The sequence below is a fragment of the Micromonospora sp. NPDC048835 genome (genome assembly GCF_040649995.1).
Lineage (GTDB): Bacteria > Actinomycetota > Actinomycetes > Mycobacteriales > Micromonosporaceae > Micromonospora.
Genome location: NZ_JBEZGM010000032.1, coordinates 1 through 23,772, shown reverse-complemented (window position 1 = coordinate 23,772; position 23,772 = coordinate 1). Strand labels below are relative to the sequence as shown.

At 71.9% G+C, this 23,772-nt stretch carries 20 protein-coding genes; 7 read left to right on the top strand and 13 right to left on the bottom strand.

Annotated features, from left to right (window positions below; all coding sequences use genetic code 11):
- Positions 1–5: 5 nt before the first annotated feature.
- Positions 6–506 carry a nitroreductase/quinone reductase family protein gene (locus AB0C15_RS28000; RefSeq protein ID WP_357356845.1) on the top strand — a complete coding sequence of 167 codons (501 nt, stop codon included), beginning with the start codon at positions 6–8 and terminating at the stop codon, positions 504–506.
- 152 nt (positions 507–658) lie between these two features.
- Positions 659–1,396 carry a nucleotidyltransferase domain-containing protein gene (locus AB0C15_RS27995; RefSeq protein ID WP_357356843.1) on the top strand — a complete coding sequence of 246 codons (738 nt, stop codon included), beginning with the start codon at positions 659–661 and terminating at the stop codon, positions 1,394–1,396.
- A gap of 6 nt (positions 1,397–1,402) precedes the next feature.
- Here the strand turns inward: AB0C15_RS27995 and AB0C15_RS27990 are convergent, their stop codons facing one another.
- Together AB0C15_RS27990 and map are read right to left on the bottom strand one after the other, a co-directional pair.
- Entirely contained in the window at positions 1,403–2,116 is a 714-nt protein-coding gene (locus AB0C15_RS27990; protein WP_357356841.1) for a VIT1/CCC1 transporter family protein, read from the bottom strand.
- Positions 2,113–2,970 (bottom strand): type I methionyl aminopeptidase, encoded by an 858-nt coding sequence (map, locus tag AB0C15_RS27985; protein ID WP_357356839.1) that lies wholly within the window; start codon positions 2,968–2,970, stop codon positions 2,113–2,115. The genes AB0C15_RS27990 and map overlap by 4 nt, the downstream gene beginning before the upstream one ends.
- A gap of 95 nt (positions 2,971–3,065) precedes the next feature.
- Between map and AB0C15_RS27980 the strand changes: the two genes are divergently transcribed.
- Positions 3,066–3,380 carry an STAS domain-containing protein gene (locus AB0C15_RS27980; protein WP_357356836.1) on the top strand — a complete coding sequence of 105 codons (315 nt, stop codon included), beginning with the start codon at positions 3,066–3,068 and terminating at the stop codon, positions 3,378–3,380.
- A gap of 68 nt (positions 3,381–3,448) precedes the next feature.
- Here the strand turns inward: AB0C15_RS27980 and AB0C15_RS27975 are convergent, their stop codons facing one another.
- The 11 genes from AB0C15_RS27975 to pcaF form a co-directional block, all read right to left on the bottom strand.
- Positions 3,449–7,105 (bottom strand): SpoIIE family protein phosphatase, encoded by a 3,657-nt coding sequence (locus tag AB0C15_RS27975; RefSeq protein WP_357356834.1) that lies wholly within the window; start codon positions 7,103–7,105, stop codon positions 3,449–3,451.
- A gap of 193 nt (positions 7,106–7,298) precedes the next feature.
- A complete protein-coding gene (locus tag AB0C15_RS27970) occupies positions 7,299–7,850 on the bottom strand; it encodes a pyridoxamine 5'-phosphate oxidase family protein (protein WP_357356832.1) in 552 nt (183 codons plus the stop codon).
- 47 nt (positions 7,851–7,897) lie between these two features.
- Positions 7,898–8,611, bottom strand: coding sequence for a gamma-glutamyl-gamma-aminobutyrate hydrolase family protein (locus tag AB0C15_RS27965; RefSeq protein ID WP_357356830.1), 714 nt, complete (start codon positions 8,609–8,611; stop codon positions 7,898–7,900).
- Positions 8,608–9,375, bottom strand: a complete 768-nt coding sequence (locus AB0C15_RS27960; protein WP_357356828.1) for a 3-oxoacyl-ACP reductase — start codon at positions 9,373–9,375, stop codon at positions 8,608–8,610. Before AB0C15_RS27960 ends, AB0C15_RS27965 begins: the two co-directional genes overlap by 4 nt.
- A gap of 5 nt (positions 9,376–9,380) precedes the next feature.
- Entirely contained in the window at positions 9,381–10,736 is a 1,356-nt protein-coding gene (locus tag AB0C15_RS27955; RefSeq protein ID WP_357356825.1) for an aldehyde dehydrogenase family protein, read from the bottom strand.
- A 144-nt stretch (positions 10,737–10,880) separates the two neighbouring features.
- The gene (locus AB0C15_RS27950) at positions 10,881–12,245 is read right to left on the bottom strand and encodes a glutamine synthetase family protein (protein WP_357356823.1); all 1,365 of its coding nucleotides are present in this window, start codon (positions 12,243–12,245) and stop codon (positions 10,881–10,883) included.
- Positions 12,246–12,360: 115 nt separating this feature from the next.
- A complete protein-coding gene (locus tag AB0C15_RS27945) occupies positions 12,361–13,947 on the bottom strand; it encodes an amino acid permease (RefSeq protein WP_357356821.1) in 1,587 nt (528 codons plus the stop codon).
- A 357-nt stretch (positions 13,948–14,304) separates the two neighbouring features.
- Positions 14,305–14,805, bottom strand: a complete 501-nt coding sequence (locus AB0C15_RS27940) for a DUF456 domain-containing protein (protein ID WP_357356819.1) — start codon at positions 14,803–14,805, stop codon at positions 14,305–14,307.
- Positions 14,806–14,922: 117 nt separating this feature from the next.
- The gene (locus AB0C15_RS27935) at positions 14,923–17,181 is read right to left on the bottom strand and encodes an EAL domain-containing protein (RefSeq protein ID WP_357356817.1); all 2,259 of its coding nucleotides are present in this window, start codon (positions 17,179–17,181) and stop codon (positions 14,923–14,925) included.
- A gap of 5 nt (positions 17,182–17,186) precedes the next feature.
- Positions 17,187–17,999, bottom strand: a complete 813-nt coding sequence (locus AB0C15_RS27930; protein ID WP_357356815.1) for an SAM-dependent methyltransferase — start codon at positions 17,997–17,999, stop codon at positions 17,187–17,189.
- Positions 18,000–18,097: 98 nt separating this feature from the next.
- Positions 18,098–19,303: a 3-oxoadipyl-CoA thiolase gene (pcaF, locus tag AB0C15_RS27925; protein WP_357356813.1), complete on the bottom strand. Its 1,206-nt coding sequence runs from the start codon at positions 19,301–19,303 to the stop codon at positions 18,098–18,100.
- A gap of 106 nt (positions 19,304–19,409) precedes the next feature.
- On the opposite strand from pcaF, the gene AB0C15_RS27920 reads away from it, so the two are divergent.
- The 4 genes from AB0C15_RS27920 to AB0C15_RS27905 all read left to right on the top strand — a co-directional run bounded on the left by AB0C15_RS27920 (position 19,410) and on the right by AB0C15_RS27905 (position 23,653).
- On the top strand, positions 19,410–20,375 hold the full coding sequence (locus AB0C15_RS27920) for a glutathione S-transferase C-terminal domain-containing protein (protein ID WP_357356811.1): 966 nt from the start codon (positions 19,410–19,412) through the stop codon (positions 20,373–20,375).
- On the top strand, positions 20,368–21,051 hold the full coding sequence (locus AB0C15_RS27915) for a DUF998 domain-containing protein (RefSeq protein WP_357356809.1): 684 nt from the start codon (positions 20,368–20,370) through the stop codon (positions 21,049–21,051). Before AB0C15_RS27920 ends, AB0C15_RS27915 begins: the two co-directional genes overlap by 8 nt.
- Positions 21,052–21,219: 168 nt before the next feature.
- Positions 21,220–22,512 carry a dicarboxylate/amino acid:cation symporter gene (locus AB0C15_RS27910; protein WP_357356903.1) on the top strand — a complete coding sequence of 431 codons (1,293 nt, stop codon included), beginning with the start codon at positions 21,220–21,222 and terminating at the stop codon, positions 22,510–22,512.
- 76 nt (positions 22,513–22,588) lie between these two features.
- Positions 22,589–23,653 carry an NADH:flavin oxidoreductase/NADH oxidase gene (locus AB0C15_RS27905; protein WP_357356807.1) on the top strand — a complete coding sequence of 355 codons (1,065 nt, stop codon included), beginning with the start codon at positions 22,589–22,591 and terminating at the stop codon, positions 23,651–23,653.
- Positions 23,654–23,772 lie beyond the last annotated feature (119 nt).

Below are 23,772 nucleotides of genomic sequence, written 5' to 3'. Positions count from 1 at the left end.
TCGGCGTGTCAGTGCTGGGAAACATCACCCGTCGGGTCGGCCATCATCGGTGGTTCGGCGCGGCCGCACGTCTGCTGGTCCCGGTCGATCGGGTGGTCGGTCGGCTCACCCGGGGGCGGGTGGTCGCGCTCGGCCTGATCCCGTCCCTGGTGATCACCACGACCGGCCGCCGCTCCGGCAAGCCCCGCAGCAACCCGCTCGTCTACGTGCCGGACGGTGACGCGTACGTGGTGATCGGCTCGAACTGGGGGCAGACCCACCACCCCGGTTGGGCGATGAACCTGCTCTCCGACCCCGCCGCCGAGGTGGACGTGAAGGGCCGGCGGGTCGCGGTGCGGGCCGAACGGGCCTCCGGCGCCGAGCGGGAACGGTTGTGGCAGCTGCTGGTCACCGAGTGGCCCGCGTACCGCACGTACGTGCAGCGGGCCGGTGGCCGGGAGATCCACATCTTCCGGCTGGCCCCGACCGGGCGCGGCGCGCCCGACGCTTCGCCGTCGGCTGGCTAGGCTGACGCTCGGTAACCAAGGGCGAGGTGGTCCCGTGAGCGCGAGGAGTGAGCCGGGGTTGCGAGCCCCGCAGCCGCGAACAAAGGCGGCACCGTGAGCGCGAGGAGTGAGCCGGGGTTGCGAGCCCCGCAGCCGCGAACAAAGGCCGGCCCGTGAGCGCGAGGAGTGAGCCGGCCGGTGTCGACCGGGGCCTCGACGATCGACGGTGGACGGTCGCGGAGCGGGTCGCCGAGGCGGTCCGGCGGCGGTTCCCGGCGGATGCGCTCGCGATCGCGGTGCACGGCCCCCTGGCGCACGGTGACGACGACGGCGGCGGGAACGGCGAGGCGGGGATGCTCGTGGTCACCTATCGACCCGGCACCGGGCCGCCGCCGGCGACCCGACGGGTGGACGGGGTGCTCGTCGACCTGACCGTGGCGGCCGCCGAGGACTACCTGGCCCAGGCCCGGGTGCTCTCGCCGCTCTGGCCGCTGACCGCCGACCGGTACGTCACCACGCAGGCGTTGCATGATCCGACTGGCTGGTTGCGGACGCTGCGCGACGAGCATCTGGGTCGACTGGCCCGGGCCCGGCCGGCGGAGTTCAGCGCCGCGGCCCGGCAGGCGTGGTACAGGGGCAGTGCGGCGCATTCGCGGGCCGCCCGGCTCGCCGAGTGGTACGAGACCGATCAGGCTCTGCTGATGCTCGGGGAGGCCCGGCTGGCGGCGGCCACGGTGACCGGTCTGCTCAGCCGAACCTACTTCCGTGACCCGGGAGACGCGGTGCGGCGCACCGGGTTGGCCGGCGCGGACATGACGGAGGTAAGTGTGGTGCTGGCACGGCAGGCCGAGGAGTTGGCCGCCCGTGGTCGTGCGGTCGACGGCACCATCGAGGATCTGCTCACCGCCTGAGCGGTGTCACAGCCCGCCGGAGACGCCGATCAGTGTGCCGACCAGATAGGTCGCGCCGGCCGCCGCGGCGCCGAGCAGCAGTTGGCGGAGGCCGCTCGTCCACCAGGGCCGGCGGGTGAAGCGGGCCACCACCGCACCGGCGGCGAACAGCCCGAGCCCGCCGACGGCGAGCGCCAACCACAGCTCGGTGGCACCGAACAGGTACGTCAGCAGCGGGATCAGCGCACCGAGCGAGAAGAACAGGAACGACGAGATCGCCGCGGCCCACGGGCTGGGCTGGTCGTCGGGGTCGACGCCCAACTCCTCGCGGACGTGCACCCGCAGCGCCTCCTCCGGGTCGCGCCGCACCGCCTCGGCGACCTGGGTGGCGAGGTCCCGGGGCAGGCCCCGGGCCACCCAGGCGTCGGCCAACTCCCGGGCCTCCGCCTCGGGGTGTCGTTCCAACTCCCGCCGTTCCTTGGCCACCTCGGCGGCGACCTGCTCGTTTGCGGACCGCACGCTCGTGTACTCGCCGAGCCCCATCGAGATGGCACCGGCGACCAGGCCGGCGGTGCCGGTGAGCACGATGCTGTGTGGCGACACCCCGCCGCCGCCGACGCCGGCGATCAGGGCGATGTTGGTGACCAGGCCGTCCATCGCGCCGAAGACGGCCGGGCGCAGCCAGCCGCCGGAGACGTCCGCGTGGTGCGCCTCGCGGAGCGCCGCTGGGGTGTCGGTCATGGAAGGGTCAAAATTTCGTGGCCGTCGTCGGTCACCACGATGGTGTGTTCGAACTGCGCCGTCCACTTCCGGTCCTTGGTGACCACCGTCCACCCGTCGTCCCACATGTCGTACTGGTAGGTGCCCAGGGTGATCATCGGCTCGATCGTGAACGTCATGCCCGGCTCCATGATGTCCGTGGGGCGCGGGCTGTCGTAGTGCGGCACGTAGAGACCGCTGTGAAAGGCCTCGCCGATGCCGTGGCCGGTGAAGTCGCGGACCACGCCGTAGCCGAACCGCTTGGCGTACGACTCGATGACGCGACCCACCACGTTGATCTGACGCCCCGGGGCGACCGCGCGGATGCCGCGCATCATCGCCTCGTGGGTGCGCTCGACAAGCAGTCGGGCTTCTTCGCTGACCTCGCCGACGCAGAAGGTGGCATCGGTGTCGCCGTGCACCCCACCGATGTACGCGGTCACGTCGACGTTGATGATGTCGCCGTCCTGCAGGACCGTGGTGTCCGGGATGCCGTGGCAGATGACCTCGTTGAGGCTCGTGCAGCAGGACTTCGGGAAGCCCTTGTAGCCAAGCGTCGACGGGTACGCGCCGTGGTCGCAGAGGAACTCGTGCACCACCTTGTCGATCTCGTCGGTCGTCACGCCGGGCTTGCAGTGCTCGCCGGCCAACTGGGTCGCCTGGGCGGCGAGCCGGCTGGCGATGCGCATCTTCTCGATGGTCTCCGGCGTCTGCACGTGCGAGCCACGCCACTGGCGTGGCTGCGACTTACCCACGTACTCCGGTCGGGCGATCTGGGGTGGCACCGGTCGCATCGGGGAGAGCGTGCCTGGCGTCAGCGGCGGACGGACGGTCATGCCGCAAGCCTATCGCCGGGGCCGCTGGTGACCCGCGCCACGGCCGCCCGGTGGGGGTTGTTGCTCTGCCAGAGCGGCTGTGCCATGGTGTCAGCGTGGATCAAGGGGGAGCGCCACCCGTCTTCTCCGCCAGCGCGGAGATCGACGGTGACCACCTCCACGTCGTCGTTTCCGGCGAGGTCGACATGGCGACCGCGGACACGATGCTCCAGACGGCGCTGCGCGAGCCCGCCGAGAAGATCACCCTCGACCTGAGTGCGGTCACCTTCTTCGACTCGGCCGCCATCCACGCCCTGGTCCGGCTCGCCCAGCAGTTTCCCGGCACGCTCGTCGTCCGCCCGTCCCGGCAGGTCCGCCGCGTGTTGGAGATCTCCGGCCTCGGCGAGCAGAGCTGGCTCGACCGCGCCTAGGGCCGACGTCACCGGCCTCGGCCGCGCCGAGGCGACACGTCGGGTCCGGAAGCACCCCGACCGCAGGATCAGTCCTGCAACTGCCGGCGCAGAGTCACCTCGGTGCCCTCATCGGTACGCCGCACCGACAGGTCGCCGAGCGCTCTGATCAGGGCCAGGCCGCGGCCCCGGAAACCGGAGTCGGTCGACTCCCGCCACTGTCCGCTGTCGCGTACCGTGGCCGTCACCGTCCGATCCTCGATGGCCACCTCCACACTGATCATGGCCTCGGCGGGGTGGATCGGGTGCTCGATGGCGTTGGCGGCGGCCTCGGAGACGGCGACGGTCAGGTCGAACCTGTCGGTCTCGCCGACGGCATGCCCGACCAGGAAGTCCTCCAGCCGCTTGCGCAGCACGCTGAGCCGGGTCGGGTCCGCCGGTAGCCGCAGCGCGAAGCGGTTCAGCTCCACCGCCTCCACGGCGAGGACCGCCACGTCGTCGCGGCGGGGGCGGCCGGTGACCCGCTCGACCACCGCGTCGATCAGGTCCACCACGTGCTCACTCGGGGTGGCCGCGTCGATGCGGAGCTGGTCCAGCGAGGCATCGATGCCGAGTTCGCGGTCCTCGATCAGCCCGTCGGTGTAGAGCAGCAGTCGACCGCCGGCCGCCAACTCCCCCTCGACCGACGCGTACGTCGTGTCGGGGAGGGCGCCGACCGGCGGACCGAGCGCCCGGTCGTGCAGGAACGCCACGTCGCCTCCGGTGATCAACAGTGGGGACGGGTGACCGGCGCTGGCGTACCGCAGCAGACCGGTGCGGGGGTCGAACAGCAGGCAGACCACCGTCGCGAAGTTGCGGCCCTCGGTGGAGCCGACCAGCCGGTTGAGCCGGGTCAGCGACTCACCCGGGTCGAAGCCCTCCAGGAGGTAGGCCCGCAGCGCGTTGCGCAACTGCCCCATCGCCGCGGCCGCCCGGACGCCCTTGCCGACCACGTCGCCGATGACGAGCACCAGTTCGCCGCCGTTGAGCGCGATGGCGTCGTACCAGTCGCCGCCGACCTCCACGTCGGCACTGCCGGGCAGGTAGCGACTGGCCACCACCGCGCCGGGCAGTTGGGGCAACGACCGGGGCAGCAGGCTGTGCTGCAGGGTGGTGGCGATGCGGTGTTCGGCTTCGTAGAGCTGGGCGTTCTCCAGCCGCACCCCGACGAGCCGGGCCAGCTGGGTCAGTGCGGCGTCGGCCTGCGCCTCGTCGCCGTCCGCCCGCCAGACCCGCAGCTCACCGAGCTGCTTGCCGGCGGTGCCGGTCAGCTCGGCCACGAAGGACGGGTCGGCGGCGGTGGTGCCACCGCTGTCCGCCTCGAAGCGCGCGTCGGCCGCGCTGACCACCACCCGAGCCGCCTCGGCAAGACTCAACGCGTGCCGGGCGGCGACCTGGAGCACGTCGGAGGTGGACCGGGCGGTGTTCACCGCCACCGCCGCGTCGGCAAGCGCCCGGAGCCGACGGATGATCTGCCCGCGGAGCTGGCCCAACTCCAGGTTGGCCCGCACCCGGGCGATCAGCTCCTGTCCGGAGAACGGCTTGGTGAGGTAGTCGTCGGCGCCGACGGCGAGACCGGCGACGGCCTCCGCGGAGCCGGCGCGGGCGGAGAGCAGCACGATCGGCACATGCCGGGTACGCGGGTCCGCGCGCAGGGCGTTCACCAACCCGAACCCGTCCAGCCGGGGCATCATCACGTCGCTGAGGACCAGGTCGAACCCGCCCTCCCTGGCCAGCGGCAGGGCATCGAGCCCGTCGTTCGCGGCGACCACCTCCCAGGTCGGGGAGAGCAGCCGGCTGACGTGCTCCTGCAGGTCCGCGTTGTCGTCGACGACCAGGATCCGGCCCGCCGGGGCACTTCCCGCCGACGGCGTGTCGATGTGACGGGTCGGCGCGACACCGGCCCACAGGGCGGTCTCCGCCACGAAGAGCCGAGCCTGCTCGGGCTCGCCCCCGGGCAACGGACCGAACGCCACCACCCGGTCCGTCGGCAGGTGCGCCGACCCGAACGGAACGCTCACCGTGAAGGTGCTGCCCTGGTCGACCTGACTCGTCAGCCCAACCTCGCCACCGTGCATCTCGACCAGCTCACGAACCAGGGCGAGGCCGATCCCGGTGCCCTCGTGGGTACGGGCGCGCGCACCGGCCACCCGGTGGAACCGTTCGAAGACGTGCGGCAGCTCGTCGGGCACGATGCCCGTGCCGGTGTCCGTCACCTCGAGGCGGGCTACGCCCTCCACGGCACGGACGCGGACCCGGATCTCACCGTCGAAGGTGAACTTGACCGCGTTCGACACCAGATTGAGGACGACCTTCTCCCACATGTCCCGGTCGACGAAGACCGGCGCCGGCAGCGGCGGACAGTCCACCACGAGTCGCAACCCGGCCCGGTCGGTGGCCGACCGGAAGGTGCTGGCCAGCCGGGTTGTGTAGTCGGCGATGTCGGTGGGCTGGTAGCGGGCGGCGAGCCGACCGGACTCCAGTCGGGAGAAGTCCAGCACGGTGTTGACCAGCTTGAGCAGGCGCAACGCGTTGCGGTGCATCATGGTCAGCCGGTCGGTCTCGGTGGCGGGCAGCCGCGGGTCGGCCAGCATGTCCTCCAGTGGGCCGAGCACCAGGGTCAGTGGGGTGCGGAACTCGTGGCTGACGTTGGCGAAGAAGTTGGTCTTCGCCTGGTCCAGCGCGGCCAGCTCGGCGGCGCGGGCCCGTTCCTGCTCGTACGCCCGCTGGGTGCCGAGTGCCCGGGAGATCTGGGCGGCGACCAGGTCGAGGAAGTCGCGGTATTCGTCGCCGAGCGGCAGCTGGCGGGCCACGCCGACGACAAGCGCGCCGACCGTCTGGTTGGTCGCGGTGAGCGGCAACACGAGGGCCTGGTCGGAGGCGTCGACAGGCAACGCGTCGAGCAGAGCGGCCACCTCGACCGTGTCGGGCGTTCCACTGGCGATGACCTGGCCCAGCAGCCGTGACGCGACACCGGCGGCGGGTGCGGTGGCGCCGGTGCTACCGGCGAGGGCGAGCTGGTCGCCGTCGTCGACCAGATAGATCAGGGCGAACGGCACGTCCGCCCGGTGCCGGCCGAGCACTCCGGCTGCGGTACGGCCCAACTCCGCGGCGCTGCCGATGTCGTTCAGCTCCGCACCCAGCTCGGACAGCGCCCGCAGCCGACGCTCGCCGAGCACCCGTCCGGTGGTCTCGCTGACGATGCAGTAGACGCCACTGACCGAGCCGTCGTCACCGCGGATCGGGTCGTACGAGACATTGAAGTAGGTCTGCTCGACGTAGCCGTGCCGGTCCAACAGGAAGGGGTGGTCCTCGCCACGGTAGGAGCGGCCGGTGCTCCGGACGCTGTGAAGCAGCGGGCCGAGCACCGACCAGGTCTCCGCCCAGTTCGAGCGGGCCGGTTGGCCGATCACGTCCGGGTGCTTGGCGCCGATGGTCGGCCGGTAGGCGTCGTTGTAGAAGGCCAACTCCTGGTCGCCCCAGAACATCACGATCGGCGCGCTGGAGGCGAGCATCATCCCGACCGCACTGGACAGCGCCAGGGGCCACTGAGCGGGCTCGCCCAGCGGGCCGGAAGACCAGTCGAAGGTGGCCAGCCGGTCGCCCATCTCGCCGCCCGCCGCGAACGAGGCCGCGAGCAGAGGAGGGACCTCGCCGCCGGACAGCACGGGATGCCCCATGTCCGCGCCCCCCTGGGCCGAGTTCATGCAGCCTCCCGCTCCGGTCGAACCCCCCGACCGTTGATCTTCACCCGCCGTGCTTCGACTTGTACCCCAGCGGACCAGCAACGTAACGCATCACGAACGATGGACGCTGCTTACGTACGCCTGGGAGGTCGGGCACCGGACAGTGCGGGTGGACGACGGCCGGGAACAGCGGTGGCCGGAGCGTCCTGACACGTCAGAAGACCGGCAGCCCGTCGATGCTCGCCGCGTTCCTGGTGGCCCGGTAGACGACCAGATCCTCGGTGCTCCGGCGGGAGTGTGAGGTGAGTAACAGATCGCGTTCGGCCCGGAAGTCCATCAGCGGCACCGCGTATCCACAGGAGTCACTGACCCGTTCCACCTCGACGGTGATGACCGCCCGGACGGCGTGCACGTCCGGCGGTTCGGGAAACTCGGCGAGGCGATCGGCGAACGAGCCCTCGGTCACCGCGACGCTGCTGCCCCGGCCATGCAACCGGACGATCTTCGGCGGGCCGTCGAAGGCGCAGAACATCAGCGTGATCCGGCCGTTGTCCCGCAGGTGGGCAATGGTCTCCGCCCCACTGCCGTGATAGTCGAGGTAGGCCACCCGGTGCGGGCCGAGGATCACGAACGTGCCGCGCATGCCCTTCGGCGACACGTTGACGTGCCCCTCGGCCCCGGACGGGGCGGTCGCCACGAAGAAGAGCGGCTGGGCCTCGATGAAGTCACGCAGTCGACCGTCGATCTCGGGATAGACCTTGCCCATCCGTCGATCCTCCCACCGCCGCGATCGACGGGCGGCAGCGATCTCGATCACACCCGGGCGTCGGCGGCCCGCACCAGCGCCGTGATCGGCCGCGGGTCCGGCTCGTTCTCCGGATGCCACTGCACCCCGAGCACGAACGGCAGGGCCGGGTCCTCCACCGCCTCGACCACGCCGTCCTCCGCCCAACCGGTCACCGTCAGCCGACCCGGATCGGCGACCGCCTGGTGGTGGTACGAGTTGACCCGGTCGACCCCCGCCAACACCGAGGAGGCCAGGCTCCCCGCCGCGAACCGCACCGGATGCGCCCCGTACACACCGGGTGCCGGGCGGTGCGCGTCGTGACCCACCACATCCGGCAGATGCTGGTGCAGGGCACCGCCGTACGCGACCGCGAGCAGCTGCATCCCCCGACACACCCCCAACACCGGCATCTCGGCAGCGAGCGCGGCGGCCAACAGGGTCAGCTCGCCGGCGTCCCGATCCGGCCGATCCTCGGTACGCGGATCGGGCGGCTGGCCGTACCGCCCCGGGCCGACGTCCGCGCCGCCGGCCAGCAGCAGCCCGTCAAGGACGGCCACCACGTCGGCGTCCACGTCGTCGGGCGGCAGGAGCACCGCGCGGCCACCGGCGGCCGTCACCGCCCGCACGTACGCCTCGGGCAGGAGCACGGCCCGTACGCCCCGCCAGACAGCCCAGTCGGCGGGTTCGACGTACGCGCTGATGCCGATCAGCGGCCTCCGCGCGCTTTTCGCGCTTCTCACAGGGGGGTGACGTAGGCGCCCGTGATGCCGCCGTCGACGACGAACTGCGCGGCGGTCATGAACGAGGCGTCGTCGCTGGCCAGGAACGCCACCGCGGCGGCGATCTCCTCCGGTTGCCCGAAGCGACCCATCGGCACGTGCACCAGCCGGCGGGCGGCCCGCTCCGGGTCGGCGGCGAACAGTTCCAGCAGCAACGGGGTGGCCACCGGGCCGGGACACAACGCGTTGACCCGGATGCCCTCACGGGCGAACTGCACGCCCAACTCCCGGGTCATCGCCAGCACCCCGCCCTTGCTCGCGGTGTACGCGATCTGCGACGTCGCCGCACCCATCAACGCCACGAACGAGGCCGTGTTGATGATCGACCCCTTGCCCTGCCGACGCATGTGCGGAATGGCGTACTTGCAGCACAGGTAGACGCTCGTGGTGTTGACCCGCAGCACCCGCTCCCACGCGTCCAGGCCGGTGTCCAGGATGGAGTCGTCGTCCGGCGGGGAGATGCCGGCGTTGTTGAACGCGATGTCCACCCGGCCGTGCCGGTCGGCCACCCCGTCGAACAGGTCGCGTACCGCCGACTCGTCGGCCACGTCGGTGGCCACGAACTCGCCGCCGCACTCCTCGGCAGCCTTCGTGCCGGCGTCCGCGTCGATGTCGACGCAGACCACCCGGGCCCCCTCGGCGGCGAACCGCCGGACGGTGGCCAACCCGATGCCGCTGCCCGCTCCGGTGACCACTGCCACCCGGTCCCGCAATCGACCCTGCACTGGCGTCACTCCTCTGTCGCGATGAACACGTTCTTGACATCGGTGAAGGCGTGCAGCGCGTCCGGGCCCAGCTCACGGCCGAGGCCGGAGCGCTTCATCCCGCCGAACGGGGTCCAGTAGCGCACCGAGGAGTGCGAGTTGACGCTGAGGTTGCCCGCGTCGACGGCGCGGGCCAGGCGCAACGCCCGACCCACGTCCCGGGTCCAGATCGAGCCGGAGAGGCCGTACTCGGTGTCGTTGGCGAGCCGGACCGCGTCGGCCTCGTCGTCGAACGGCAGCACCGAGACGACCGGGCCGAAGATCTCCTCCCGCCAGTGCCGGTCGGCCGGCGAGTCGGCGAGCAGGACCGTCGGAGCCTGCCAGAACCCGGGGCCGTCGGGGCAGGAGCCGGTGAAGGCGACGGTCGCCCCGTCGAGGTAGCCGGCGACCCGGTCCCGTTGCCCGGCGGAGATCAGCGGGCCCATCTCGGCGGTGTCCCGGGACGGGTCCTCGACCCGTACCGCGCGTACCGCTGGTTCGAGAAGTTCCAGGAACCGCTCGTACACCGAATGCTGGACCAGGATCCGCGACCGTGCGCAGCAGTCCTGGCCGGCGTTGTCGAAGACCGCGCCCGGCGCGGTCGCGGCGGCGCGCTCCAGGTCGGCGTCGGCGAACACGATGTTCGCGCTCTTGCCGCCCAGCTCCAGGGTGAGTCGCTTCACCTGGGCGGCGCAGCCGGCCATGATCCGGGTGCCGACCTCGGTGGAGCCGGTGAAGCAGATCTTGCGCACCGCCGGGTGGCTGACGAACCGCTCCCCCACCACCGAGCCCTCGCCCGGGACGACGGTGAAGACGTCGTCGGGCAGGCCCGCCTCACGGGCCAGCTCGGCCAGGCGCAGCGCGGTGAGCGGAGTCAGTTCGGCGGGTTTGAGCACCACCGTGTTGCCGGCGGCGAGCGCCGGGGCGAACCCCCAGGCGGCGATCGGCATCGGGAAGTTCCAGGGCACGATCACGCCGACCACACCGAGTGGCTCGTGGAAGGTGACGTCGAGCCCGCCGGGCACCGGGATCTGCCGCCCGGTCAGCCGCTCGGGTGCGCCGGCGTAGTAGTCCAGGACGTCGCGGACGTTGCCCGCCTCCCAGCGGGCATTGCCGATGGTGTGCCCGGAGTTGCGCACCTCCAACTGGGCCAGCTCGTCGAGGTGCGCGTCGACCACGGCGGCGAACCGCCGCAACAACCGGCCCCGGTCCCCCGGCCCCACCTTTCGCCACGTCTCGAAGGCGGCAGCCGCCCGCGCGATGGCGGCGTCCACGTCCTCCACCGAGGCCGCCGCGACCTCCCGAAACCCGACCCCGGAGGCCGGATCAACCAGAACCGTCACACACCCCACCCCTCGTCGTAACAGTCGATCATGGAGTTGTGGTGCCCCACAAAAGGCGCCTCGAAGGACTTACCGCCCACCACAAGTCCATGATCGACGCAGTCGGGCGGTGCGGCGGCGAGGGGTGAGGGGCCCGGCGCGGGATCAGAGGCGTTCGAAGCCACGCCTCAGCTCCCAGTCCGTCACTGCGGCGTCGAACGCGGCCAACTCCACCCTCGCCTGGTTGGCGTAGTGGGCCACCACCTCCTCGCCGAACGCCTCGCGGGCCACCGTGGACGCCTCCCACAGGGCCAGGGCGTCGCGCAGGGTGCCGGGGACGCGCTCGGCCTGCGGGTCGTCGTACGCGTTGCCGGTGCACTCCTCGCCCAGCTCCAGCTCACCGTCGATGCCGTGCAGCGCCCCGGCGACCAGCCCGGCGATCGCCAGGTACGGGTTGACGTCGGCGCCGGGCACCCGGTTCTCCACCCGCATGCCCTGCCCGTGCCCGACCACCCGCAGCGCGCAGGTGCGGTTGTCGACGCCCCAGCGCAGTGCGGTCGGGGCGAACGACCCCGGCTGGTAGCGCTTGTAGGAGTTGATGTTCGGGGCGAACAGCAGGCTGAACTCCCGCATGGTCGCCAACAGCCCGGCGAGCACCCGCTGCCCGGTCTGCGACAGGTGCGCCGGCCCGTCGCCGAGCATCGCCGACGCGCCGGACGAGTCCCGGAGCGAAAAGTGGATGTGGCAGGAGTTGCCCTCCCGCTCGTTCGGCTTGGCCATGAAGGTGATCGCCATCCCCTCCTGGGCGGCGATCTCCTTGGCGCCGTTCTTGTAGATCACGTGGTGGTCCGCGCAGGCCACCGCCTCGTCGTAGCGGAAGGCGATCTCGTGTTGCCCGAGGTTGCACTCGCCCTTGGCGCTCTCCGGCGTGAGCCCGGCACCGGCCATCTCGGTGCGGATCCGGCGCAGCAACGGCTCCACCCGGGCGGTGCCGAGCAGCGAGTAGTCGACGTTGTACTGGTTCGCCGGGGTGAGGTCGCGGTAGCCCCGCTGCCAGGCGTCCTCGTACGAGTCGCGGAACAGCACGAACTCCAACTCGGTGCCGGCGTACGCGGTCAGCCCGTGCTCGGCCAGCCGGTCCAGTTGCCGGCGCAGGATCTGCCGGGGTGAGGCGACCACGTCACCGGAGCCGTCGAGCCAGGTCAGGTCGGCCAGCAGCAGGGCGGAGCCGGGCTGCCAGGGCACTCGGCGCAGCGTGGCGAAGTCGGGCACCATCGCGAAGTCGCCGTAGCCGCGTTCCCAACTCGACATCGCGTACCCGTCGACGGTGTTCATGTCGACGTCCACGGCGAGCAGGTAGTTGCAGCCCTCGCTGCCGCCCTCCACCACCTGGTCGAGGAAGAACGGCGCGTGGAACCGCTTGCCCTGCAACCGGCCCTGCATGTCGACCAGGGCGAGAACCACCGTGTCGATCTCGCCCTCGGCGACGGCGACCCGCAGTTGTTCCAGCGTGAGCGGCGCATTCCTCATGAGCGGGCCTCCATCACCAAGGTCTACTGGCAAACCGGATCACCGTCAATGCCCCCGCGAGGGTCTGCGGCAAACCCGGCGGGACGGGCGTCGCTCCCGTCCCGCCGGGTGCCGGTCAGACCGGGCCGTCGGCCGGCGCCGGGCCGTCGGCCGGAGCGGGCTGTTCGACGGTACGGACCGGGCCGGTGAACCACTTCCGGGCCGAGGCGTACCACCACACGGCCACCACCAGCAGCACCCCGCCGACGGCGAGTGGCGCGTAGTTCACCGCCGACCAGGTGAACTCGTCGTTGCCGGGCACCCCGGCGGGCACGATCGGCAGTACGAAGTAGACGGCGATGATCGCGATCTCGATGACTGCGATCCAGCCCAGCAGTTTGTACTTGCGGCCGAGCGTCCACGGGCCGGGGACGAACCTGTCACCCATCCGCAGTCGCAGCGCGATCGGGATGAGGAACGACAGGTAGAGCCCGAGCACCGCGACCGAGACCACCGCGTAGAAGGCGATCGGGATACCGGCGGAGCTCTCGTACAACGCCGGCAGGGTCAGCACCAGGCCGGCCAGTGTGGCGCCGATGATCGCTTTCACCGGGGTGCCGTTGCGGTCGACCGTCGACCACAGTCGCCAGCCCGGCACGGCCCGGTCGCGGCTGAACGCGTACGCCATGCGGCTCATCGAGGTCACGCAACTCATGCCGCAGAAGAACTGGCCGATCGTGGAGATGATGATGACGATCTTGAAGAAGACCGGGGTCAGCGCCGACTCGAAGATCGCACCGGAGAAGCCGCCGGCGGCGTTCACCGCCTCGACGTCGGTGGCCGCGAAGAGGAACGCCAGCAGCAGGATCCAGCCGCCGACCGCGGAGTAGAAAATCGACTGCCAGAGCCCCTTGGCGGCGGCCTGGGACGCGCCCCGGGTCTCCTCGGAGACGTGCGCGCAGGCGTCGAAGCCCGTGATCGTGTACTGGGTCAGCAGGAAGCCGAGCGGGAGCACGTAGAACCAGAACGTCAGCCCGCCGATGTCGCCGTCGCCGAAGCCGGAGTTGTTGAACCGCTCGGTGAACACGAACTGGAAACTCTGGTGGTTGTCGGGCACGAAGACCAGAATGGCCACCACGACGGCCGCGCCGGCCACGTGCCACCAGACCGAGACGTTCTGGAGTACGTCGATGATCCGGTGCCCGAAGATGTTGATCAGCCCGTGCAGCGCCAGGATGATCACGAAGAGGACGAACGCCTGGCGCAGCGTCCCGGCCCAGCCGTCGAAGAGCGCCGACAGGGTGAGGTTGAGGAACGTCGCGCAGCCGTAGTCGACCGAGGCGGTGACCGCCACCAGACCGATCAGGTTCAGCCAGCCGGTAAACCAGCCGTGCACCGGGCGACCCATGGTGGCCGCCCACCAGTAGATCCCACCGGCGGTCGGGTACGCCGACACCAGCTCCGCCATGCAGAAACCGATGATCAGGATGAACAGCGAGATCAGCGGCCAGCCCCAGGAGATGGCGACCGGCCCGCCGTTGTTCCACGCCTGACCGAAGGTCGTGAAACAGCCGGCCAGGATCGAAATGATCGAGAAGGAGATGGCGAAGTTGGAGAAGCCACTCCACTTGCGGCGCAACTCCTGTTTGTAGCCGAGTTCAGCGAGCCGCCGGGCGTCGTCGTCCATTGGTTGCTCGGCGGTCGGCACGGGTGTCGTGGCCACTGCACACCTCCCTGAGGTGGTTCCGCGTGCGAGTGGGCAAAGTGTCGACCCCGTCGATCAAGACGGTCAATACGTAGTCGGTGGGAATCTCACCGCCGTCGGGCTAATTGCGTTGCCGTCCGGCCGCCCCGGCCGGCATGCTGGACCGGTGACCAGGCCCGATCAGGGCCCACCCCGGGCGCTCGGACCGCCCGACCACGGTGGCGCGGGGCACGCCTCTCTCTCACGTACGGCCTCCCGCCGTACCCAAAAAGTGCCCCGCGCCCCCTTTCCCTCGGTGATCAAGAGGTTTGCGTCAAATTTCAGGCTCTGCCTGACGCAAACCTCTTGATCACCGACGAAAACAGGGGGGTGGGGTCAGGTTAGGAGGAGGCCGGTTACCCAGAGGGCGGCGATGACCAGGCCGGCCAGGAACTCCACCAGCATCGACAGGCCGGCGGCCTTCAGGGCCTGCACGGTGGAGGGCCACGCCAATTGGTTGCTGCCCAGGCGCAGCCGTTCCGCCGCCCACACCCCGAGGACGAAGCCGAGCACCAGGCCAACGATCGGCACCACGAAAAACCCGACGATGCCGAGAACCGCGCCGACGAGCAGCGTGGACGTCGGCACACCGGTGCGCTTCAAATTCCGGCCCGGCCACGCGTACTTGATCACAGCGCCGCCCGCGGCCACCAGGGAGACCGCCGCGAACACCGCCCAGCCACCCGGACCGGCACCACCGAAGACCGCCCAGAGCAGCACCCCACCCCAGCACAGCGGCAACGCCGGCAGGCCGGGCACCACCACACCGGCCAACCCGGCCAGGATGGCCAGACCGGCCACCACGGTCACCGCCGTCTGCGAGTCCGTCAGGTCCACGCCGCCACCCTCCGTCGCCACCACCCGGACCGGAACGGTCCCCCGCTCACGCCGGCACCCCGCGTCGTTGCGGGCCGTCGCTTCGCGTCACGCTGTCGCGCCAGCCGGTTCGCTCACTCACACCGGCACCCCACCGTGTTCCACACCGTCGCGCAGCCGGGCGGTGATCGCGTCGGCCGGGGCCGGCGCACCGAAGTAGCGGCCCTGCCCGGTGTCGCAGCGCAGCGACCGCAGCCGTTCGGCCTGCACGCCGGTCTCCACCGCCTCGGCCGTGACCCACAACTCCAGGGCGTGTGCCAACCGGACCAACGCGTCGACGATCCGTTCGTCGCGGTGGTCGGCCGCCACGTCGGCGCCGTCCGCCCGGATGCCCTCGACGAACGGGCCGGCGAGCTTCAGGCAGTGGATCGGCAGCCGACGCAGGTACGCCAGGTTGGAGTATCCGGTGCCGAAGTCGTCCACCGCCAGCCGGACACCGAGCGCGGCGAGCCGGTGCAGGCTGCGCAGGGGCTCACCGGCGCTGCCCATCACGGCGCTCTCGGTCAACTCCAGTTGGAGCAGCTCCGCGGGCAGCCCGCTGGCCTGCAACGCGTCGGCCACCGTGTCCACGATGGCCGGGTCGTCGGCCTGCCGGGCGGCCAGGTTGACGCTGACCACCAGCCGGGCGTCCGGGAACTCCCGCCACCACCGTTCGGCGTCGGCGCAGGCCCGCCGCAGCACCCATTCGCCGAGCCGGACGATCAGCCCGGTCTCCTCGGCCAGGCCGATGAACCGGTCCGGCCCGATCAGGCCCAGCTCCGGGTGCTCCCACCGGACCAGCGCCTCCACCGCGAGCATGGTGCCCTCGAGCAACGACACGATCGGCTGGTAGTGCAGCACGAACTCGCCCCGGTCCAGTGCGGCGGGCAGTCCGGCGACGAGCGCCGAGCGGGCGATGTCCCGGGCGCCGCGCTCCGGGTCGTAGACCGCCCAACGGCCCCGGCCCGCCGCCTTGGCCCAGTAGAGCGTGGTGTCGGCGGCCTTCATCAGCTCCGACGCGGTGGTCTCCGAGGCGGGGCACTGCACGATGCCCACACTTGCCGAGACGGCCAACTGGTGCTCACCGACGTGGACCGGGGCCGCGACGGCGGCCAGCGCGGCCTCGGCGACGGTGACCGGGTCGTCGGCGTCGTCTCCCCCGTCGACGAGGATCACGAACTCGTCGCCCCCCATCCGGGCGACCAGGTGGCCGTGGTCGGCCACGCACGCGGCAAGCCGCCGGGCGATCATCACCAGCAGTCGGTCACCGAGGTCGTGCCCGAGACTGTCGTTTATCGCCTTGAAGCCGTCCAGGTCGAGGAAGCACACACCGACCCGCTGCTCGGCACCCGCGGTGTCGAGCACCTGTCCCAACGTCTCGAAGAAGAGCGTCCGGTTGGGCAGCCCGGTGAGTGGGTCGTGCAGCGCCTGGAAGCGCAGCCGCTGCTGGAGTTCGTACCGCTCGGTGATGTCCTCGATCATCGCGACGGTGAACCGGGGTCGACCCTCGTGTCGGATCAGCGAGACGGCCAGGTCCGTCCAGACCGTGGTGCCGTCCTTGCGGTAGTAGCGCTTCTCCACCCGGGCCGCGTCGTGCTTGCCCTCGATCAGCTCCTGGTACAGCTCCCACATCCCGGCCGCGTCCTCGGCGTGCACCAACCCTGCCACGTTGATCTGGCGCAGCTCTTCGATCGAGTAGCCGAGCATGTCGGCGAACGCCTGGTTGACGTCGATGATCCGGCCGTCCACGTCGGCGATCCCGATCCCGATCGCCGCGCCGGTGAACACCGCCCGGAACCGGGCCTCGCTCTCCCGCAGCGCCTGTTCGACCTGGTCGCGCGCCTGCCAGGCCGACCGGGCGATGCGCTCCTGCTGGCTGAAGGTGCGGTCGCGCAGCGCCCGCGCGAAGCCGGCGGCCAGCCCGCCCTGCAACGCCGCGATCCGGTCGGCGAGATCCGCCGGCTGGTCGCCGTCGCACAGCACCTGGCGGGCGAACGCCGCACCGAGCGCGTGCAGCGTCCATTCCAGGGCCTGCGGTTCGGTGAGGTGCGCCTCCACCAGCGCCCGCCCGATCTCCTCGGCCGGGCGGGCGGTGAACGGCTCGGCCCGGGCAGCCTGGGCCAGCCGGATCGTGTGCACCAGCAGCAGCCGCTCGGTCTCGGCCATGCTGAGTGGCACGAAACCGAGCCGGCGCACCGCGCGGGCCCACTCGGCGGCGTACCCCCGGGTGGCGACCCGACCGGCAGTGACCCCGGCGGGGTCCCGACCGGCAGTGACCCCGGCCGGGTCCGGGCCGGCTTCGACCCCGGCGGGGTCCGGGCCGGCTTCGACCCCGGCGGGGTCCGGGACGGCGGCCACTTCGATCAGCCGACGGGCTGGTCGTACCGGGCGACGCCCCCGAAGGCGCCGAACCGCTCCGGGTGCTCGTCCACGTCGGACGGTGAGTCCGGGCGCCACAGCGGCATGTGCACCACACCCGGGGCCTGGACGGTCCAGTCGCCGAAGAATGCGGTGACCTGTGCGCGGGAGCGCAGCGTGATCTCGGTGGCGGTACGGGCGGAGAGGCGCTGGGCGTCGAGCATCTCCTGCGGCTGGTCCTCGAAGGTGGAGTGCGAGACGACCAGGAAGCTGCCCGGCGCGGCGGCGGCCCGCAGGGTGGCCAGGATCTCCTCGGGCCGGTCGGCGTCCGGGATGAAGTGCACCACCCCGGCCAGCAGGATGCCCACCGGTCGACTGAAGTCGATCAGCCCGAGCTGTCGGGTCTCGGCCAGGATGCGCTCCGGCTCACGCAGGTCGGCGTGGATGACAGCGGTCAGCTCGTTGCCGGCCAACAGTTCCCGGCTGTGCGCGACGGCCACCGGGTCGATGTCGACGTAGACCACCCGGGCCTTCGGGTTCACCCCCTGCGCCACCTCGTGCACGTTGCCCACGGTGGGAATGCCGGAGCCGATGTCGAGGAACTGGTCGATGCCGGCGTCGAGCAGCACCCGGACGGCCCGGCGCAGGAACTCCCGGCCGGAACGCATGGTGGCGGCGAGATTCGGGGTCATGCTGGCGATCTGCTCGGCCAACTGCCTGTCGATCTCGAAGTTGTGCGCCCCACCAAGAAAGTAGTCGTACACCCGGGCCGCGCTCGGCCTGGTCAGATCGATCTCGGTGGGCAGTCCGTCCGGCATCAGTGTGCTCCCCAGTTCCTCGCCTCGGCACGGGACGGCACCGGGGCCCGGCGTGCGCGAGCACCGGTCGACCCGCGGGTCGTGTGGTGTGGACCACTCTAGGCGGCTGACTCCAGCAACAGCGAGATGCCTTGACCGACGCCGATGCACATGGTGGCCAGAGCCCGGCGGCCGCCGCGACGGCGCAGCTCCAGGGCGGCGGTCAGCGCCAGCCGTGCGCCGCTGGCGCCGAGCGGGTGCCCCAACGCGATGGCCCCACCGTTCGGGTTGACGTGGTCCGCGTCCACCGGCAGCCCCAGCTCGCGCAGCACGGCCACGGACTGCGCGGCGAACGCCTCGTTCAGCTCCACCACGTCCACCGCACCCACCTCGATGCCGACGCGGTCGAGCAGCCTGCGGGTGGCCGGCACCGGGCCGATCCCCATGATCCGGGGTGGCACACCTGCCGCCGCCGCGCCGACGATCCGGGCCAGCGGGGTCAGGCCGTACCGGGAGACCGCCGCCTCGCTCGCCACCAGCAGCGCGACCGCGCCGTCATTGACGCCCGAGGAGTTGCCGGCGGTGACCGTGCCGCCGTCGCGGAACGGGGTGGGCAACGCGGCGAGCTTCTCCAGCGAGGTCTCCCGGGGATGCTCGTCGACCTCGACGAGCCGGGTCTCCCGACGGCCGGCCGGCACGGAGACGGCCACGATCTCCTCGGCGAACCGGCCGTCGGCCTGCGCCTTCGCCGCACGCTGCTGCGAGCGGTACGCGAAGGCGTCCTGCTCGGCCCGGCTGACGCCGTACTCGGCGGCCACGTTCTCCGCCGTCTCCGGCATCGAGTCGACGCCCCACCCGTCGCGCATCAGCGGGTTCACCAACCGCCAGCCGAGCGTGGTGTCGTACACCTCGGCCGAACGGGAGTACGCGGACGTGGCCTTCGGCATGACGAACGGTGCCCGGCTCATGCTCTCCACCCCGCCGGCGACGACCAGCTCGGCGTCCCCGGCGACGACGGACCGGGCGGCGGTGGCGAGCGCGTCCAGACCCGAGCCGCAGAGCCGGTTGATGGTGCTGCCCGGCACCTCCTCGGGCAGGCCGGCCAGCAGCGCCGCCATCCGGGCCACGTTGCGGTTGTCCTCGCCGGCCTGGTTGGCGCAGCCGAGCACCACGTCGTCGACCCGCGCCCAGTCCACCGACGGGTGCCGGGCGACCAGCTCACGGATCACGTGCGCGGCCAGGTCGTCCGGGCGGACGCCGGCGAGCGCGCCCGCGTACCTGCCGATCGGGGTACGGACACCGGCCACCAGGTATGCCACGGTCATCGCGAGTCCTTAGGGGGTGCAGACGGCGGGGGTGGGGCGGGCCCACCGGGTCGCGGGGGCTGCCGGCCGCCAGGATATCCGCGCCGACAGCGGATAGGTTGACGGCATGGCCCGGGCCCAGTTCAGCGCAGAGACAAGTGGCGGTGGTGCGTTCGTCCGCCAGCCGAACCGGTTCACCGGGCGGGTCACCGCCGACTCGTCCTCCCCACCCGGTGGCGGGCCGGACGAGCAGGACCGCTGGCCGCTGGAGGCCGGCCGTTACCGGCTCATCTGGTGCCGCGCCTGCCCGTGGGCGCACCGGGCGCGGATCGTGCGCGGCCTGCTCGGCCTGGACGACGCGATCTCGCTCGGCACCGTCGACCCGATCCGGGACGAGCGGGGCTGGGCGTTCGCCCTGGACCCGGACGGCTTCGACCCGGTCCTCGGGGTGGGCTTCCTCTCCGAGTCGTACCTGGCCACCGACCCGGACTACACCGGCCGGGTGACCGTGCCGGCGCTCGTCGACACCCTGACCGGCCGGGTGGTCACCAACGACTACCCGCAGCTCACCCTCGACTTCTCCACCGAGTGGCGGTCGCTGCACGCGCCCGACGCCCCGGATCTCTACCCGGTCGCGCTGCGCCCCGAGATGGACGCGCTGATGGCCGAGATCCACACCGACGTCAACAACGGTGTCTACCGGTGCGGGTTCGCCACCTCCCAGGAGGCGTACGACGAGGCGTTCCGGGGGTTGTTCGCCCGGCTGGACGCGCTCTCCGAGCGGCTAGCCGGGCAGCGTTACCTGATGGGCGACGCGATCACCGAGGCCGACGTGCGACTGTTCACCACGCTTGTCCGCTTCGACGCCGCGTACCACGGGCACTTCAAGTGCAACCGCGACAAGCTGACCGAGATGCCGGTGCTGTGGGCGTACGCCCGGGACCTGTTCCAGACGCCGGGCTTCGGCGAGACGGTGGACTTCGACCACATCAAGCGGCACTACTACGGCACCCATCGGCAGATCAACCCCAGCGGCATCGTGCCGCTCGGGCCGGACGAGTCCGGCTGGAACGCGCCGCACGGGCGTGGCTGAGCCGGCTCGGTCCGCCGCCCCGAGCGCGCGGAGGGCCCGCGGCGACGTCGCCCGCCGGGCCGCCGGGTCCGCCGCGGCCGGCTGCACCCTGGCCGGCGCGGTGGCGGTGACGCTCGCCGTTGTCGCCGGTCCCGGCCCGGGGCTCACCGGGTACGTCAGTGAGGCGGGCATCGCCGGCAGCGCGCACGCCGCGACGTACCGGATCGGGATCCTGGCCCTTGCCGGCGCGTTGCTGCTGATCGGCGCGGCCCTGCCCCCGGGGGTGTGGGCGGCGGCACCGGGGCTGCTCGCCACCAGCGCCGTGTTCACCGCCGTCTCCGGGGCGGTGACCTGCTCCGACGGCTGCCCGCTGCCACCGTTCGAGCGGGCGACGACGGCGGACCTGGTGCACGGTGGCGCGAGCATCGCGGCGACCGCGGCGGTGGTCTTCGCCATGATCACGCTGGCTCTCTCCGGGCCGGCCGGCCGGGCGGTGCGTCGGTTGGCCGGCATCGCCGCCGTGCTGGCGCTGCCCCTCTGCGGCACGGTGGGGCTGGCGATGCTGGTGCTCGGCCGAGGCTCGGTGGTGGGGGTGCTGGAACGGCTGATCCTCGCTCTGGCGGCGCTCTGGGGCCTGGGAACCGCCACCGCACTGGCCCTCTGTAAGGAGCCTCACGCCGATGAGTCCTTCCAGTGAGCGGAATTCGGCGTATCGTCGGCGAGCGATGACCAACGTCTGGGGCCTCACTGTCCGCCTGTATGTCGATCTCCGACTGCAGGCCAGTGGCATCTGTCCGGGCTAGCCGCGTTCCTACGCCTGCCCCGATCGGACCGGACAATTGGATATCTCCCCATGCCCTTCAGCCTGCGCAAAATTCCCTTCTCCGTGCAGATCCTGCTCGGTCTCGTGCTCGGCGTCGCGCTGGGCTTCCTGGCCCGCAGCAACGACCTGAGCTGGCTCACCAGCACCCTGCACACCGTCGGCAGCCTCTTCGTCCAGCTCCTCAAGCTGGCCGTTCCCCCGCTCGTCTTCACCGCGATCGTGGTCAGCGTGGTCAGCCTGCGCGGCGTCGCCAACGCCGCCCGGCTCGCCCTCAAGACGCTGATGTGGTTCGGCATCACCGCGCTGATCGCGGTGAGCATCGGCATCGGCCTCGGCCTGTTCACCAACCCGGGCCGCGGCGTGACCCTCGACCTGGGCGGCGCGGCACCGCCGAAGAACACCGGCTCGTGGACGGACTTCCTCACCGGCATCGTGCCCACCAACCCGGTCGGCGCGTTCGTCGAGGGCAACGTCCTGCAGATCGTCTTCCTCGCCGTCGTCATCGGCGCGGCGGCCCTGCTCGTCGGTGACGCCGCCGAACCGTTCGTGGCGCTCAACCGCTCGCTGCTGGAGATCGTCCAGAAGGCGCTCTGGTGGGTCATCCGCCTCGCCCCGATCGGCACCCTCGGCCTGATCGGCAACGCCGTCGCCTCGTACGGCTGGGACCTGCTGGCCCCCCTCGCGAAGTTCACCACCGCCGTCTACGTCGGCTGCGCCATCGTGCTGTTCGTGGTGTACCCGCTGGTGCTGGTCCTCGCCGGCCGGCTCAACCCGCTGCGCTTCTTCGCCGGCGCCTGGCCGGCGATCCAGCTTGCCTTCGTGTCCCGCTCCTCGGTCGGCACCATGCCGGTGACCCAGCGCTCCGTCGAGCGCCTCGGCGTGCCCCGCGAGTACGCCTCGTTCGCGGTGCCCTTCGGTGCCACCACGAAGATGGACGGTTGCGCCGCCATCTACCCGGCCCTCGCCGCGATCTTCGTGGCCCAGGTGTTCGGCGTGCACCTCGGCATCGGCGACTACCTGCTGATCGCCTTCGTCTCGGTGGTCGGCTCGGCCGCCACCGCCGGCCTGACCGGCGCGATCGTGATGCTCACCCTGACCCTCAGCACGCTCGGTCTGCCGCTGGCCGGCGCCGGCCTGCTGCTCGCCATCGACCCGATCCTGGACATGATCCGCACCGCCACCAACGTCGCGGGGCAGGCCCTGGTGCCGACCGTGGTCGCCGCCCGCGAGGGCACCCTCGACCGCGCCGCGTACGAGTCCGCCGGCCGGCGTGACCTGACCGAGCCGGCACCGGTAGCGGAGACCCGGCCCGACCTGACCCCTGTTCCTGCCTGATCACACCAGCCGGTACGGCGGCGGACCTCCCTCCCCGGGGGCCCGTCGCCGTCGCCGTCTCGAGAGGATGTCCCCCATGAGCTCCCTGTTCACCCCCCTGGCCCTGCGCGGCGTCACCCTGCCCAACCGGGTCGCCATGGCACCCATGTGTCAGTACTCTGCCGGCCCCGACGGCCTGCCCACCGACTGGCACCTGATCCACCTCGGCAGTCGCGCGGTCGGCGGCGCCGGCCTGGTCATGACCGAGGCGACCGCCGTACTCCCCGAGGGCCGGATCAGCCCGCAGGACACCGGCATCTGGTCCGGCGCGCACGTCGACGCCTGGCGGCCGGTGACCGCGTTCGTCGCCGCCCACGGCGCGGTGCCGGCCGTGCAGCTCGCCCACGCCGGCTTCAAGGCCTCCACCTACCGGCCGTGGGCGCCGGAGTCGGGCGGTGTGCCGGACGCCGAGGGCGGCTGGACTCCCGTCGCCCCCGGCTCGGAGCCGTTCACCGCCGGCTACCGGACGCCGACGAGCCTCGACGAGGCCGGCATCGCCGGTGTGGTCGACGCGTTCGCGGCCAGCGCCGTACGCGCCCTGGACGCCGGCTTCGCCGCCGTGGAGGTCCACGCCGCCCACGGTTACCTGCTCAACGAGTTCCTGTCGCCGCTGACCAACCACCGCACCGACGCGTACGGCGGCGACCGGGCCGGCCGGATGCGACTCACCCTGGAGGTGGCCCGCGCGGTGCGTGCCGCGGTGGGCGAGGACGTCCCGGTGCTGACCCGGATCTCCGCCACCGACTGGGTCGAGGGCGGCTGGACGATCGAGGACAGCGTGGTGCTCGCCAGCGAGCTGGCCGGGGTCGGCGTCGACCTGATCGACACGTCCTCAGGTGGGGTGAGCACGGGCCAGCGCATCCCGCTCGGCCCCGGCTACCAGGTGCCCCTCGCCGCCCAGATCCGCCGCGAGGCCGGCGTACCGACCGGCGCGGTGGGCCTGATCGTGGAACCCGAGCACGCCGAGCAGATCGTCGCCGACGGCGAAGCCGACCTGGTGCTGCTGGGTCGGGAGTTGCTGCGCGACCCGTACTGGCCGCGCCGGGCCGCCGCGAAGCTCGGCGTCGCGTACTCCGGTCCCGCCCAGTACGCCCGCGCCTGATCCCTCCGGTCGGGGGGGGGGGGGGGGGCCCGCCGCCCCCCCCCCCCCCCCCGCCCCCGCGGCCCCCCCCCCCCCCCCCGCGCCCGCCGGACGGGCCCCCCGCCCCCCCCCCCGCGCCC

What these genes read in the sequence shown, in the direction of transcription:
- AB0C15_RS27990 (WP_357356841.1), bottom strand. Translation starts at nt 2,116, where the DNA reads ATGACCGACACCCCAGCGGCGCTCCGCGAGGCGCACCACGCGGACGTC.
- map (WP_357356839.1), bottom strand. Translation starts at nt 2,970, where the DNA reads ATGACCGTCCGTCCGCCGCTGACGCCAGGCACGCTCTCCCCGATGCGA.
- AB0C15_RS27975 (WP_357356834.1), bottom strand. Translation starts at nt 7,105, where the DNA reads ATGAACTCGGCCCAGGGGGGCGCGGACATGGGGCATCCCGTGCTGTCC.
- AB0C15_RS27970 (WP_357356832.1), bottom strand. Translation starts at nt 7,850, where the DNA reads ATGGGCAAGGTCTATCCCGAGATCGACGGTCGACTGCGTGACTTCATC.
- AB0C15_RS27950 (WP_357356823.1), bottom strand. Translation starts at nt 12,245, where the DNA reads ATGAGGAATGCGCCGCTCACGCTGGAACAACTGCGGGTCGCCGTCGCC.
- AB0C15_RS27930 (WP_357356815.1), bottom strand. Translation starts at nt 17,999, where the DNA reads ATGCCGGACGGACTGCCCACCGAGATCGATCTGACCAGGCCGAGCGCG.
- pcaF (WP_357356813.1), bottom strand. Translation starts at nt 19,303, where the DNA reads ATGACCGTGGCATACCTGGTGGCCGGTGTCCGTACCCCGATCGGCAGG.
- AB0C15_RS27920 (WP_357356811.1), top strand. Translation starts at nt 19,410, where the DNA reads ATGGCCCGGGCCCAGTTCAGCGCAGAGACAAGTGGCGGTGGTGCGTTC.
- AB0C15_RS27905 (WP_357356807.1), top strand. Translation starts at nt 22,589, where the DNA reads ATGAGCTCCCTGTTCACCCCCCTGGCCCTGCGCGGCGTCACCCTGCCC.